Below are 13,450 nucleotides of genomic sequence, written 5' to 3' on the forward strand. Positions count from 1 at the left end.
CTGCGCCTTGTCCACGGGTCGCTGTGTCCTGGCGCGAACAGTATTGGCAGAAGTTGTGCGCGTTATCAACGTTTCGAAACGTGCTGCGGCACAACGGATGCGGCCAATGTCCACTGTGGAGCGCGAAGTGCGTGTGCGCGCTTGTCGAACGCGTTCGACGGTTCCTTGACCGCGTTGGGCACGTTCCTCCACAGTGTGGGCGAATCCTCGTCGCCTCTGCGAAGTGGAGCACCCCATGGCCGCATCAGGCAGTCTTTCCGCTGCCCGTGTCCTGGCCGCAGTCGCCGTCCTGCTCGGCTCGCTCTTCGTCGGCGCCACAACGGTTTCCGCCGCGACCGTCGACACAAGTGCCTGGTACGTGCTGGTGAACCGCAACAGCGGCAGGGCACTGGACGTCTACAACCTCGCCACGAACGACGGAGCGCGCATCGTCCAGTGGGCCCGCAACGACGGAAGTCAGCAGCAGTGGCAGTTCGTCGACTCCGGCGGCGGCTACTACCGGCTGAAGTCCCGGCTGTCCGGCAAGGTGCTCGACGTGCACAACTTCTCGACGGCGGACGGCGGCGCGATCGTGCAGTGGGCCGACGGCAACGGCACGAACCAGCAGTTCCGCGTCGCCGACTCCGACAGCGGTTTCGTGCGCCTGATCAACCGCAACAGCGGCAAGGCCGTCGAGGTCCAGGGTGCGTCGACGGCGGACGGTGGCAGCGTCGTCCAGTACGCCGACTGGAACGGCGCGAACCAGCAGTGGCAGCTCGTCCGGGTAGGTGGCGGTACGAGCTGTCAGCTCCCGTCGACCTACCGCTGGTCGTCGACCGGCCCGCTGGCCCAGCCGCGCCAGGGATGGGTGTCGCTCAAGGACTTCACGCACGTCGTCCACAACGGCAGGCACCTCGTCTACGCGACCACCCACGACACCGGCACGACCTGGGGTTCGATGAACTTCGGCACGTTCACGAACTGGTCGGACATGGGCTCGGCGAGCCAGAACGCGATGAGCGCCGGCGCTGTCGCCCCGACGCTGTTCTACTTCGCCCCCAAGAACATCTGGGTGCTCACCTACCAGTGGGGTCCGACCACCTTCAGCTACCGCACGTCGAGCGACCCCACCAACGCGAACGGCTGGTCGTCCCCGCAGACCCTCTTCGCCGGACGCATCCCCGACTCCGGCACGGGCCCGATCGACCAGACGCTCATCGGCGACGGCACCACCATGTACCTGTTCTTCGCCGGGGACAACGGGAAGATCTACCGCGCGAGCATGCCGATCGGGAACTTCCCCGGCAGCTTCGGCTCGTCCTGGACGCAGATCATGAGCGACACGACGGCGAACCTCTTCGAAGGCGTCGAGGTGTACAAGGTCCAGGGCCAGAGCCAGTACCTGATGATCGTCGAGGCGATGGGCGCGAACGGCCGCTACTTCCGGTCGTTCACCTCCAGCAGTCTCACCGGGTCCTGGACACCGCAGGCGGCCACCGAGAGCAACCCGTTCGCCGGCCGGGCCAACAGCGGCGCCACCTGGACCGGCGACATCAGCCACGGCGACCTGATCCGCAGCAACCCCGACCAGACCAAGACCGTCGATCCCTGCAACCTGCAACTGCTGTACCAGGGACGCGACCCTCGTTCGGGTGGAGATTACGGTCTCCTGCCGTACCGGCCGGGTCTGCTGACGTTGCAACGCTGAGAAAGGCAGTCGGAAACTTTCTCGACCCCAGAAGATTGATCTTCGGCTCGTCCGGGAACCCCGATGTGGCAAGACCTGGCACACCGACGGAGGACGAGATGGGCACCGACGACAAGATCGACGCCAAGGCCGACCAGCTCAAGGGCAAGGTCAAGGAGGGCGTCGGCGCCGCGACCGACGACGAGGGCCTGGAGGCGGAAGGCAAGGGCGACCAGGTGAAGGGTCACCTGAAGGAAGGCGTGGAGAAGGTCAAGGACGCCTTCAAGAAGGACTGACTTCTCCCAAACCCGCTATGAGCGTGCCCCCATATGGTGCACGCTCATAGGCGTACATGAACCACACAGCAGTTCAGTCACACAGCAGAAAGCCGAAAGCACTTGCGCACTCAGCACGGTGACGGGCAGATGCCCGCCGCAACCCCGCACGCCGGCCCGACCGACGGCCTGTTCAGCCACCCCGACCTGGTCGTGGCGGACGGCAGGCCCGGCACGCAGCCCGACGTCCAGTGGGCCCACACCAGCCTCTTCCAGGAAGCGCCCACCAGCTGAACCTATTCGCTGAACATGGTGAACGAGCGCATCCGCTCGAACCGCTTCGCCGCCAGGTCGTCCGTGCTGATCAGGAAACACCCGTAGTGGTAGTCGCTCTCCGTGTAGAACTGGGCGAGCGGCACCCATTCCCTGGTCAGCCGGTACTCCTCGACGTCGCTCGCGCCGAACCGCTCCGGATCGGGAAGTCCCGCTTCGTGCCGGCTGCGGACGCCTGCCATCGTCAGCTGCGTGAACGGGGTGTCCTGCCCGCCGATCCGCGAGCAGTACCCGCCGAGGCGCAGCCACGCGCCGCGGTCCTGCTCCGGCCAGAGCTCGTCGGCCAGTTCGCTGAGTTCCTCGGCGTGCTGCAGCTCGCCGGCCAGGTCCTCCAGCACGCCGTTGTCGAAGTCGTCCTCACCGATCCACCTCGGCAGCACCACCTCGACCGAAGCCGAGAGCGACCGCTCACCGCCGGGCTCGCCCGGTCCGGCCGCCGGCGCGGTTTCCGTGCCTGCCGGAACGTGGACGACGCGGGCGAACTCCGGCTCGTCGGCGGTGAGAGGGGCGAACAGGTCGTCTTCGTGCTGGAGGAAGAACAACAACGTGCCGTCCTCCGGCAGAGCGAGTCCTTCCGCTCTCGGGAGGAGCGCGCAGTCGACGGAGGCGACGAAGGGCAACGGCGACCCGTTGGCGCTGCTGGGCCACTCCACGCCCACCGGTAACCGCGGCACCCCGCCGAACTGTCCCATGACCTGCTCGCCGTCGCGGGTGATCCCGGCCCAGACCGCGAACCGGAGCTGGTCGGCGAACTTGACGATCTCGTCGTCGGGGAAGCCCCGATCGGTTGCGGCGCGGCGGAACTGCTCGTAGCGATCCATGGCGCCGCATCGTGGCAGATCGGGAAAACGTTGCCCTGACTGGGCATCGAACAACGTCGACATGAGACGATCGAGCGGTGAGCTGGAAAGCGATGACGCCCGTCGAGGCATGCGACCTCATGGACATCTGGGACGCCGAGCCGTGGCCGCTCACGCGCGACCAGGTGCAGCAGCGGGCGGTCGAGTGGTTCGGATGGACGATCGAGATCGACAACGGCGTCTCGTACCTCATGAACACGGTGTCGGGCTTCACCATCCCGGACGTGTCGACCATCGGCTCCAGGAGAAACCTGTCCTACCTCGGGCTCAACTTCGCGGACACGATCCGCGAGGTCACCAGGGAGTCGCGCGGTTTCCTCGGCGACGCGTACACCCTGATCGTGCGGGAAGGCGAGTCGCGCTGGGGCACCCCGGCGCTGAGCGATCGCGAGGGGACGAGTTCCGCGGTCTGGGACACGGCGTCCGGCGCGCGGATCTCGTTCACCCTGGCCCTGAAGGGACTTCGAGGAAGGTTCGAAACGCCGCAGGGCGTCGAGCTCGACCGGAAGGCAGGACGCCGGTGAGTCTGGACCGCCTGCCGCCGCCCGGACGGTTCGTGAAGTACCGCGACGTCGCCTACCGGTTGCAGCACATGCCACCCGCCAGGTGGTGGATCACGGCGGACCACGCGGTCGACGAGTCGTTCGTCCAGCAGAGCCGGCGCACCTTCACGAGGCAGCTGACGCACGAGGACGTGCTGGACTGCTACGACCTCGCGCGCCCCGGCACCTACCGCGGCCTGGTCGTCGAGGTGTCGACCAACACGGCGGGGGAGTACGTGGTGACCACCGGCGACCCGAGAGCGCAGGACGAGGGCTTCGAGCGGCGCGATCACCGGATGCCGCTGGAGAAGGAGATCCCGTTCGAGGACACCGAGCTGGAGTTCACCACCACGCTCACGCCGGTGCTGATGCCGTGGAAACTGGCGCACGACTGGGGTTTGTTCGCCGAACGGCTGGTGGACACGTTCCGCGACGTGACCGACGGCGTGTTCCTCATCGTCCACGCGGCGGCCGAACCCAGGCGCTACGTGCAGTTCGCCGGGGCTCCCGACCGGCTCTACGCGGAGGCTCCGGGGACGGAGGTCTGGGCGGACGCGGACGAGTTCCAGCTGCGCCGGTTCGACTGGGTCGCGCCGATCGTCACGCAGCCCAACTGGACGTCGGAGCTGCGCCGCCCCGCGCTCACGACCGAGTTCCAGCGGCTGGCGCGGGCGTGCGCCGCGGCGCTGCACGAGGCGTACGGGATCACGAGCCCGGACGAACTGACGTACCGGGCGTGGCGTCAACCCATGGGTGAACAGGCTGCGGCGGTGGAGTTCCCGGCGCTCGGACTCGGCTGACGGAAGGACACGGGTGAGCGACTCGTCGAAGGTCGGCAGGCACGCGCGTGCGGTGCTGGAGGCCGCGGAGGCGTTCCGCGCCGAGGTGGCCGGGGTGCGCGCGGAACCGGACCGGTTGCTGGCGCTCGCCACCGCGCGGTACCAGGCGGTGCGGGACGGGCTGGTGGCCGAACGGCTCGGGGCCATGCCGGTGGACCAGCTTCGCGACGCCGGTGCGAACCTGCGGCTGAGCACGCTGAAGGAAGCCGGGTACCGGACCGTCGCCGACGTCGCGCGGGCGGGACTGGAGCAACTCGACGGCGTACCCGGCGTCGGGCGGCAGTCGGCCGAGCAGATCCTGAAGGTCGTGCGGGCCGTCGTCGACGGGGTGGTGCGCGACACGACCGTGCGGCTGAACCCGGACCGGGCCGACCGCGACCAGACCGAGCTGCTGCAGCTGTTGTCCAAGCTGCGCAGGGCGAACCAGCTCGTCGGACCGTTGCGCGAGCCGCTCGCGGACGTGCTGGGCCGGGTCGACGCCGACGTGCGGGCCGCGGGCCGGGCGTGGAGCCGGCTGCGGATGTTCTTCTCGTCGGGCCGGAACCGGCGGGCCGCCCTGGAGTCGCTCGACCGGCTCGAGACGTTGCTGGGCAGTCGTGACGCGACGGCGTTGCGCGCGGTGGGCGCGCAGCTGCGGGTGCCGGACCTCGATTCTCGTGCGTTGTGGCGTGACTACGAACTCGACGCGGCCGCCTACAACACGCAGCTCGCCGACCTCGCCGGGGTGCCGGATCGCAGTGCCGCCAAGGGTTTCGTGCCGTCCGACATCGAGCACGAGGTCGACGCCACCCCGCTGGACACCAGCCTGCTGAAGGTGTCGTTGCGCGGCTACCAGGTGTTCGGCGCGAAGTTCGCGCTGGCCCGCAAGCGCGTGATCATCGGCGACGAGATGGGCCTGGGCAAGACGATCGAGGCCATCGCGGTGATGGCGAACCTCGCCGCGGGCGGGCGCACCGGGTTCCTCGTGGTCTGCCCGGCGAGCGTCGTCGTCAACTGGGTCAACGAGATCGCGCGGCACAGCGACCTCGTGCCGCACCGCCTGCACGGCGCGGGCCGCGACAGCGCGGTCGGCGAGTGGCTCGCGCGGGGCGGTGTCGGCGTGACGACGTTCGGCACGTTGCCGAAACTGGTGCTGCCGAAGAAGTTCCGCCCGACCCTGGTCGTGGTCGACGAGGCGCACTACGTCAAGAACCCGGACACGCAACGCTCCCAGGCCGTCAACGCCCTGGTGCAGCGCGCGGAACGGGCGATCCTGCTCACCGGCACGCCGATGGAGAACCGCGTCGAGGAGTTCCGCAACCTGGTCGCCTACCTCCAGCCGAGCGTCGCGGCCCGCACGGGCAGCACCGACGCCGTGGTGGGAGCCAAGGCTTTCCGCCGCGTCGTCGCCCCGGTGTACCTGCGGCGCAACCAGGAGGACGTGCTGGGGGAGCTGCCGGAACTGCTGGAGGTCGAGGACTGGGTCGAGTTCGGCAAGCAGGACCGCGGCGCCTACCTCGACGCGGTGCGCGAGGGAAACCTGATGGCCATGCGCCGTGCCGCCTTCACCCCGCGCACCCCGCGCACCCCGCGCGGGTCGGCGAAGCTGGAACGGCTGCTGGAGATCGTCGAGGAGTCGCGCGACAACGGCTGGAAGGTCGTGGTGTTCTCGTACTTCCACGACGTGCTGGACGCCGTCGCGGAGCACGTCGAGGTCTTCGGGCCGTTGACCGGCGCGACCTCGGCGCAGGGCCGTCAGCAGTTGGTGGACTCGTTCACGGCGTGCGAGGGGCACGCGGTGCTGCTGGCCCAGATCGAGGCGGGCGGCGTGGGCCTCAACATCCAGGCCGCCTCTGTCGTGATCATCGCCGAACCGCAGTGGAAGCCGAGCACCGAGGACCAGGCGATCGCGCGCTGCCACCGGATGGGCCAGGTCCGCAAGGTGCACGTGCACCGGTTGCTGGTCAAGGACAGCGTGGACGCGCGGGTGCGGGAGATCCGCGACCACAAGACGTTGCTGTTCGACCACTACGCGCGGGAGAGCGATACGAAGCACTCCTCCGCGAGCGCATTGGACTCGGCGGTGTCGGTGGAACAACGGGTGGTGCAGGCCGAACAGCAGCGCCTCGGGCTCTAGTGGTGTCGCTCAGAACTTGGTCCACTGTCCTTCCGAGACGACCTCGACGGTCCCGTCGACGACCTTGATGGCCGTCTGCTCGTCGATGGCGTAGGCCGGGCCGTCGATGTCGGCGGCCCACCTCTCGGCGTCGGCCAGGGTGTTCGTGGGGAACGCGCCGAGGTGCGGGAAGATCGAGAAGTCGACGACGCCGAGGGTGCGGTCGTCGGGAGCGGACGGCCACTCGACGAAGTACGAGCCGATTCGGGGCGTCATGACCATGCTGCCGGCGCTCACGCCCACCCAGACCTTCTCGCCCAACGAGGGCAGCAGGTCGGCCAGCCCGGACTCGCGCATCCAGTGGCTCAGGTAGGTCGCGTCGCCGCCGTCGACGAGGAGCACGTCCGCTTCCCGGACCCAGGGCACCCACCGCTGCGCGCCGATCGACGGCAGGGCGGTGAGTTCGAGGACGCCGAGCGACTTCCAGCCCAGGCCGGAGAAGTGCTGCCACCGCGGTTCGGCCGCCACGAAACCGCGCACCGACGCCGGGCCGCACATCGGATGTCCCCACTGGGCCGTGGGAACGCAGAGGGCGTGGCACTCGGAGATCGGCTTGCCGAGCAGCTCCAGGAGTGCGGAGTGGATGGTCGGGTTCGTGACGCCACCCGAGGTGAGCAGGAGTTTCATGAGCCGCCCTAGGAGTATTTGATGTCCAGCTCGGCGAAGCCGTGTGCCTCGAACAACTTCTTGCCGGCCTTCTTGAACGGGTTGCCGCAGTCGACGACCATGATGCTCGCGAGCTTCGGGCACTCCAGCAGCGCCTCGACGTTCACGATCCTCTTCGAGTTGAGTATGGTCAGTTGGCTCAGATCCGGCAGCGCCGGGAACACCGAGCAGTCGATCTCGGCCCGGACTCCGTTGAGGCGCAACGACTCCAGCGTCGGGATCGCGGCGAGCCGGGCCACCGGGAAGTCACGTCCGGTGCCGCCGATCTCCAACGCCTGCAGCGGCGCCACCAGGTGGTCGACCACGTCGAAGTTCTTGACGTCCACCACCTCCAGGTGCCGCAGCGAAGGCAGGGTCGCGAGCTGACGCAGCACGGCGACGTCTCCGGACACGTTGGTGCGCAGGAACTTCAGCGGTGGCAGCGGGTCGACCACCTGAGGCAGTCGCGGAGTGGTGAACGAGCTGACCCAGAGCAGCCCTCGCAACGCAGGGAGGGCGGTGTCGGCGGCGAGGGGGAGCGGCGGGGCCTGGCCGTCGTCGTTGCCGATCACGAGCGACGTCAGCGTCGAGGACTTCAGGTGGGCGAGGAGCCGCGCGGGCACCGTGAGGGAGCTCAGGTTCACCAGGTCCGGCAGGTAGGCGGGCAATACCGCCTTGCTCAGCTGGGCCGGCGTCGGGCACAGCGCGAGGCTGCGGATCCGTGCCTTGTCCTCGGGCCGTGGCGCGCGTCCCCAGGGAATCCGGACGGCGCCGTCCTCGGTGTAGTGGTCGCACTCGTCGGCGTTGCCCACGCAGAAGACCCCGTCACCGCCGAACGGGCCGAGGTACCGCTCGCGGCTGGCGCTGAAGACGTCGACACCTGTCACGCCGGACATCATCCAGGACGGGCTCGGACCGTTCGGGAGTGAGGGCCCGCCGCCGAACGGAGTAGAAATGCGGCCACCCGAAAATTGTTGTATTTGCTTCTGAAGTACCCGTGCCGTGGAATGCTATTGGATGGCATGATGCCGTTTAACGGTGACACGTTGTGGCAGGAGAAGGATGAAGCGTTTGTTCAAGGCTGTCGCTGTGGTGTCGTCTGTCGTCGCACTGACGTTCTCAATGGGAGCGGCCGCGCAGGCGTCGGTGTCCCAGGGGTACATCAGCGGCAGTGGCACCGTGACCGACGACTGGGGTGACGAGGGCGAGCTGTCGCGGTCCACGTTCCCCAACAGCTCCGCGACGGGCATCTGGCAGAAGGTGCTCTACGCGGACGGATACATCGGCGTCAACGACATCGACTGCCGGTTCGGGCCGACCACCGAGGCGGCCACCATCAGGTGGCAGGCGGCCAGGCAGCTCGACGACGACGGCCGCGTGGGTTCGCTGACCTTCGGCCGTGCCGACAACCAGCTCCGGACCACCGGTGATCCGGAGATCTTCCGGTACGACGGCACCGTCCGCGACGAGTACTTCCTGCGGGTCAACGGTCGTTACGAATTGTTTCCCGGGCACGTCGCGTACTACCGGTCCATCTCGTCCGCGTGCTGATGAACGCACGTTGGTGAGTTGAACCGGCTCGTTTTCTGAACACGAGTGGTTCCGGCGGATTCGCGCATTCGGTCCGCCGGAATTGTCGTGCGCTTTTTCGGGGAATTGCTTTTCTTTTGGCGGGTTCGGATTGGTCTCGTCGGGCGAACGGCACGGCAACCCGGCCCGCCGCCGCGCACCGGCGTGCTATCCCAGTCGGATGGGGGAAGTGGAGTTCCGGCTGCTCGGAACTGTGGGGGCCTGGCGTGGGGACCAGGCCGTCCAGCTCGGGCACGGCCGAAGACGGTGTGTGCTGGCGGCGTTGCTGGTGGACGCGAACCAGGTGGTGTCGGCGGAACAACTGCTGGACCGGGCGTGGGGCGACGGCGTGCCCCGGCAGGGCCGCGACACGTTGTACACGTACCTTTCCCGGCTGCGGCAGGTGTTCCGCGGGCTGGACGTGGAGATCACTCGCAGGTCCGGCGGGTACGTGCTGGCCGTCGACCCGCAGTCCGTGGACCTGCACCGGTTTCGCGGGCTGGTGGCACGGGGGCGTTCCGAGAGCGCTCTCACCAGTCGTCTGGCCCTGTTCGACCAGGCGGTGGCGTTGTGGCGGGGCGAGGCGTTCGCGGGGATGGGCACGCCGTGGCTCGACAACGTCCGCGAGAACCTCGTGAAGGAACGGTTCGGCGTCGACCTGGACCGCGTCGACCTGCGACTCGCGCTGGGCAGGCACGGCGAACTCGTGACGTCGCTGGCCGCGGCCGTGCGGGAGCACCCGCTGGACGAGCGGCTGACCAGGCAGTACATGCTTGCCCTGTACCGGTCGGGACGGCAGGCGGAGGCCCTCGCGGCCTACCAGGCGCTGCGCGACCGGCTGGCCGACGCGCTCGGCGTCGACCCGTTGCCCGAGGTGCAACGCCTGCACACCGCGTTGTTGCGGCAGGCACGCGAGGTGGCACCCCCGGTCGATGTGCAGCCACCGGCCCAGGTGCCCGGCGTCGTCCCGCACTTCGTCGGCCGCGCGGAGGAGTTGCGTGAACTCGGCCGACCGGTGTCGGTGATCGTGGGCACCGCCGGCGTCGGAAAGTCGGCGCTCGCCGCGCAATGGGCGCACCTGCACAGCGCCGAGTACCCGGACGGCCAGCTGTACGTGAACCTGCGCGGCTACGACGCCGCCGAACCGATGTGCGCTTCCGTTGCGCTGGAGGGCTTTCTGCGCGCGCTCGGGGCGGAGCGGATCCCACCTGGGTTGGCGGAGCGGTCCGCGCTGTACCGCTCAGCGCTCGCCGGCCTGCGCATGGTGGTAGTGCTGGACAACGCGCGGTCGGTCGACCAGGTGCGTCCGCTGCTGCCCGGACGGCACGGCGGCGTGGTGCTGGTGACGAGCCAGGACGACCTGACGGGCTTGGTCGTCCGCAACGGCGCGCACCGGATCACGGTGGGGCGCTTGACCGAACGGGAGTCGCTCGACCTGCTGCGGCAGATGCGCGGCGACCGAGTCGACGCGGAACTCCCGGCGGCCGTCGAGGTGGCCCGGCGATGCGCGGGGCTACCGCTGGCGCTGCGGGTAGCCGCGCAACGGTCGGCGCGACTGGCGGACGTCGTGGTGGCGCTGAACGTGCTGGGCGACCTCGACGCGTTGGACGTGCCCGGCGACCCGGCGTCCTCGGTGCGGAGCGTGTTCTCGTGGTCGTACCAGGCTTTGCCGCGCTCGGCCGCGAGGCTGTTCCGCCTGCTGGGGTCGCGTCCCGCCCACAGCGCGGCGGCCGCGGCGGCGTTGGCCGGAGTCGATCTGCCCGCGGCACGCCGCTCGCTGGACGTGCTGCGTGCCGCGCACCTCGTCGAGCAGACCGCCGCGGACCGGTTCGAGATGCACGACCTGCTCCGGCGCTACGCCCAGCAACTCGACGCGGATCCGTTGCCGCACAGGTGAACTGTGCCGCGGTGGCGCCGTGACGACGCCACCGCGGCCCGGCTCAGCACGCCACGAGGCTGCCCCTGGTTCCGTTGGGGTTGACGTCCAGCAACGAGTCGCTGACCCAGCCCTGCACACCGGTCGTGGTGTCCCGCAGGTACGTCCACGTGAGGTACGTGACGCCGCCTCTGGTGACCGCGTCGCCGCTGGTGTAGCAGTGGTAGTCGACGTTGTGGGACAACTGCCCCTGGCCGTCGGACGTGCACGCGGTGTGCGGCCCGCGGCGGATGTTGACGTTGCTGCCGTCGAAGAGCTTGCCGGTCCGCGAGTCCTTGTTGCTGTGCGTGTGGGTGCACGACAGGATGCCGAACCCGGACTGGTCGGTGTCCGCGGCGCCCGTCGTGATGGGCAGCGGCTTCTGGTCGGCGGCGCTCGCCGTCCCCGCAAACGCGAGTGCTGCCGAAGCCGTCACCAACAGTGCCGCCACAGCGGAAGAGATCTTCACGCTCGTCCCCCCTCAGGGTCGAAGTGTCCTTGCGCTGCCCGAGTCTGCGCGGCGGGCCTTGCCCAAAACCTTGCGCAAAACCTTGAGAGGCCTCAGGGTCTCGGCCCGCTAGCCGCTCACCACGGCAGGACCTGGCCCTCGTGGTCCAGGAACCGCAGACCGGGTTCGCCGTGATGCCGTTCGAGCACGTCGACCACGGCGGGCGCGCTCTGCTCCACGGTCAGCACCGCCCCCGGCCCGCCGAGATCGGTCTGCACCCAGCCGGGGTTGATGAGCAGCACGGCGCGCTCGTCCTGGTGCCGGGCCGCGTAGCTGCGCATCAGCTGGTTCAGCGCGGACTTGCTGGCGCGGTAGAGCTCGTGCCCGCCGTTGGTGTTGAGGGTCAGGCTGCCCTGCCTGGACGACATGACGCCGATGGTGCCGTTCTCGGCGACCAGGGTTCCCAGCCGTTCGACCACCCGGACGGGGCTCAGCGCGTTGGTGATCATCACCTCGGTGAACGACTCGGTGCTCACCGAGGTGATCGGCACGTTGGCGTGGGTGATGCCCGCGTTGACGAACAGCAGGTCGAGGGTGCGGCCGTGCAGGCGGTCGTGCAGGGCGGTGACCTGGTCGGCGTCGGTGATGTCCACGGTCTCGACCTCCAGCCGGTCCGAGGTGGCGGCGAGGTCGTGCAGGGCCGTGTGTCCACTTCGGACTGTGCCGATCACGTGCCAGCCGCGGCGGAGCAGGTCGGCGGAGATGGCGAGGCCGAGGGTGCGGGAGGCGCCTACGACGAGTGCGGTCCTGCGGGTGGTGGGCACGGGGTGCTCCTTCGAGAATTTCGGTGCTTGGTGTCTCGGAACGGTAGGTGTTTCGAGACACCGTGTCTAGTATTGCGCCGGAATGTGGGATGATCAGCGCATGGACGAGGTGCGCCCCCGGGCCGGTCGGCCGCGCAGCGAGCAGGCGCGGCAGGCGGTGTTGCACGCGGTCGACGACCTGCTGGTCGAGGTCGGGTACGCGGCGCTGACGATGAAGGGCATCGCCGAACGGGCCGGGGTCGGCCGCCAGACGATCTACCGGTGGTGGTCGACCAAGGCCGAGGTGTTGTTCGAGGCCGCCATCACCGACGCGGCCAAGGAGCTCGGCGACACGCCGAGGGCCACCACGATCGACGATGTCGTCGCCTACCTCGACGGTGCGGAGCGGTTCTTGACCACCTCACCCGCCGGTGTCGCGTACCGGGTGCTGGTGGGGGAGGCGCAGCACGATCCTGAAGTGGCGCGGCTGCTCGGGTCGGCGGCGCTGTTCGACAGGCCCGTGGACGGCGTGCTCACGCGCGGGATCGAGCGGGGGGACATCGCGCCCGCCGTGCCGTTCGCGGAGGCGGCGGCGATCCTCACCGGGCCGGTGTTCTACCGCGCGCTGACCGGGGCGGGCGGGCCGGTCGTGCCCACCGGTGTGCTCGCGGCCGCGCTGCTGGCCGCCGTGCAGGACCTCGCCCACCGGCACCAGGAGACGGCCTGACGGGCGCTAGTCGCCCCGCGTCATGCCCCGGAAAGCCACTCGCAGGTACCGATCGGCGGCCCTCGGTTCATGGGCCAGCAACGGTTCCGCGGCGCCGAACAGCCCGCACGCCAGCAGCACCACGTCGCGGGCGTCCAGTTCCTCGTCGAGGCTGCCCTCGCGGTGGGCGCGGTCGACGATCGGGCGTCCGGCCTCGATCAGTCGGGTCACCTGCGCCTGGACGTCGGGCAGTTGCGCCGCGCGTGAGGTGTTGAGCAGCTCGATGAACGCGCGGTTGCTCGCGTATCGGTCCACCTGAAGTTTCATCAACGCCAGCAGCGCCGCGTCCGGGGTGAGGTCGCCGGGCAGTGCGGAGGTTGCCGCCACCAGGTCGTCCACCGCGTCGGTGACGATGGCCGTGAGCAGGGCTTCCTTGGTGGGGAAGTGGCCGAAGACCGTGCCCTTGCCGATGCCCGCGCGTGCCGCGACCTGGGCCACGGAAGCGTCGATGCCCAGCTCCGCGAACACGTCCGCCGCGGCTGCCAGCAGGGCGCGCCGGGTGCGCACGGCGTCGGCGCGCAACGGTCGTTCCGCGGTCTTGTCGCCTGTCATGAGGGTCATTCTAGCTAACTCGACCGGCCGGTCGAGTTCGTGCTACGTTCGAAGTCGACCGACCGGTCGAGTTAGCTCGAAG

The 13,450-nt window shown here is 69.2% G+C and carries 15 protein-coding genes; 9 read left to right on the forward strand and 6 right to left on the reverse strand.

The window, feature by feature from the left end:
* The first annotated feature begins 235 nt into the window (after nucleotides 1-235).
* The 3 genes from JNUCC0626_RS05930 (at nucleotide 236) to JNUCC0626_RS05940 (ending at nucleotide 2,235) form a co-directional block, all read left to right on the forward strand.
* On the forward strand, nucleotides 236-1,687 hold the full coding sequence (locus JNUCC0626_RS05930) for a non-reducing end alpha-L-arabinofuranosidase family hydrolase (RefSeq protein WP_394618639.1): 1,452 nt from the start codon (nucleotides 236-238) through the stop codon (nucleotides 1,685-1,687).
* A gap of 98 nt (nucleotides 1,688-1,785) precedes the next feature.
* Nucleotides 1,786-1,962: a CsbD family protein gene (locus JNUCC0626_RS05935; protein ID WP_394618640.1), complete on the forward strand. Its 177-nt coding sequence runs from the start codon at nucleotides 1,786-1,788 to the stop codon at nucleotides 1,960-1,962.
* Nucleotides 1,963-2,091: 129 nt separating this feature from the next.
* The gene (locus JNUCC0626_RS05940) at nucleotides 2,092-2,235 is read left to right on the forward strand and encodes a hypothetical protein (protein WP_394618641.1); all 144 of its coding nucleotides are present in this window, start codon (nucleotides 2,092-2,094) and stop codon (nucleotides 2,233-2,235) included.
* Nucleotides 2,236-2,237: 2 nt separating this feature from the next.
* Here JNUCC0626_RS05940 and JNUCC0626_RS05945 read toward each other — a convergent pair whose 3' ends face one another.
* Nucleotides 2,238-3,095 carry a DUF1963 domain-containing protein gene (locus JNUCC0626_RS05945; protein WP_394618642.1) on the reverse strand — a complete coding sequence of 286 codons (858 nt, stop codon included), beginning with the start codon at nucleotides 3,093-3,095 and terminating at the stop codon, nucleotides 2,238-2,240.
* Between the two features lie 77 nt (nucleotides 3,096-3,172).
* Here JNUCC0626_RS05945 and JNUCC0626_RS05950 point away from each other — a divergent pair, with 77 nt between their 5' ends.
* Genes JNUCC0626_RS05950 through JNUCC0626_RS05960 form a run of 3 tightly spaced genes read left to right on the forward strand, consistent with a single transcriptional unit; the run spans nucleotide 3,173 to nucleotide 6,631 of the window.
* Entirely contained in the window at nucleotides 3,173-3,658 is a 486-nt protein-coding gene (locus tag JNUCC0626_RS05950; RefSeq protein WP_394618643.1) for a DUF6301 family protein, read from the forward strand.
* A complete protein-coding gene (locus JNUCC0626_RS05955; RefSeq protein WP_394618644.1) occupies nucleotides 3,655-4,476 on the forward strand; it encodes a TY-Chap domain-containing protein in 822 nt (273 codons plus the stop codon). The genes JNUCC0626_RS05950 and JNUCC0626_RS05955 overlap by 4 nt, the downstream gene beginning before the upstream one ends.
* Nucleotides 4,477-4,489: 13 nt before the next feature.
* A complete protein-coding gene (locus JNUCC0626_RS05960; protein WP_394618645.1) occupies nucleotides 4,490-6,631 on the forward strand; it encodes a DEAD/DEAH box helicase in 2,142 nt (713 codons plus the stop codon).
* 9 nt (nucleotides 6,632-6,640) lie between these two features.
* Here the strand turns inward: JNUCC0626_RS05960 and JNUCC0626_RS05965 are convergent, their stop codons facing one another.
* Both JNUCC0626_RS05965 and JNUCC0626_RS05970 read right to left on the reverse strand, forming a co-directional pair.
* A complete protein-coding gene (locus JNUCC0626_RS05965) occupies nucleotides 6,641-7,297 on the reverse strand; it encodes a Type 1 glutamine amidotransferase-like domain-containing protein (protein ID WP_394618646.1) in 657 nt (218 codons plus the stop codon).
* An 8-nt stretch (nucleotides 7,298-7,305) separates the two neighbouring features.
* Nucleotides 7,306-8,202 carry a hypothetical protein gene (locus tag JNUCC0626_RS05970; protein ID WP_394618647.1) on the reverse strand — a complete coding sequence of 299 codons (897 nt, stop codon included), beginning with the start codon at nucleotides 8,200-8,202 and terminating at the stop codon, nucleotides 7,306-7,308.
* A gap of 175 nt (nucleotides 8,203-8,377) precedes the next feature.
* On the opposite strand from JNUCC0626_RS05970, the gene JNUCC0626_RS05975 reads away from it, so the two are divergent.
* Both JNUCC0626_RS05975 and JNUCC0626_RS05980 read left to right on the forward strand, forming a co-directional pair.
* The gene (locus JNUCC0626_RS05975) at nucleotides 8,378-8,866 is read left to right on the forward strand and encodes a peptidoglycan-binding domain-containing protein (protein WP_394618648.1); all 489 of its coding nucleotides are present in this window, start codon (nucleotides 8,378-8,380) and stop codon (nucleotides 8,864-8,866) included.
* A 199-nt stretch (nucleotides 8,867-9,065) separates the two neighbouring features.
* Complete coding sequence (locus tag JNUCC0626_RS05980; protein ID WP_394618649.1) at nucleotides 9,066-10,781, forward strand: AfsR/SARP family transcriptional regulator; 1,716 nt, start codon at nucleotides 9,066-9,068, stop codon at nucleotides 10,779-10,781.
* A gap of 43 nt (nucleotides 10,782-10,824) precedes the next feature.
* Here JNUCC0626_RS05980 and JNUCC0626_RS05985 read toward each other — a convergent pair whose 3' ends face one another.
* Together JNUCC0626_RS05985 and JNUCC0626_RS05990 are read right to left on the reverse strand one after the other, a co-directional pair.
* Nucleotides 10,825-11,268 carry a hypothetical protein gene (locus JNUCC0626_RS05985; protein ID WP_394618650.1) on the reverse strand — a complete coding sequence of 148 codons (444 nt, stop codon included), beginning with the start codon at nucleotides 11,266-11,268 and terminating at the stop codon, nucleotides 10,825-10,827.
* Nucleotides 11,269-11,384: 116 nt separating this feature from the next.
* Nucleotides 11,385-12,071 carry an SDR family NAD(P)-dependent oxidoreductase gene (locus JNUCC0626_RS05990; RefSeq protein WP_394618651.1) on the reverse strand — a complete coding sequence of 229 codons (687 nt, stop codon included), beginning with the start codon at nucleotides 12,069-12,071 and terminating at the stop codon, nucleotides 11,385-11,387.
* Nucleotides 12,072-12,171: 100 nt separating this feature from the next.
* Between JNUCC0626_RS05990 and JNUCC0626_RS05995 the strand changes: the two genes are divergently transcribed.
* Complete coding sequence (locus JNUCC0626_RS05995) at nucleotides 12,172-12,777, forward strand: TetR/AcrR family transcriptional regulator (protein ID WP_394618652.1); 606 nt, start codon at nucleotides 12,172-12,174, stop codon at nucleotides 12,775-12,777.
* A gap of 6 nt (nucleotides 12,778-12,783) precedes the next feature.
* On the opposite strand, the gene JNUCC0626_RS06000 is transcribed toward JNUCC0626_RS05995, so the two are convergent.
* The gene (locus tag JNUCC0626_RS06000; protein WP_394618653.1) at nucleotides 12,784-13,368 is read right to left on the reverse strand and encodes a TetR/AcrR family transcriptional regulator; all 585 of its coding nucleotides are present in this window, start codon (nucleotides 13,366-13,368) and stop codon (nucleotides 12,784-12,786) included.
* Nucleotides 13,369-13,450: the final 82 nt, after the last annotated feature.

Source organism: Lentzea sp. JNUCC 0626, from assembly GCF_043632865.1.
Lineage (GTDB): Bacteria > Actinomycetota > Actinomycetes > Mycobacteriales > Pseudonocardiaceae > Lentzea.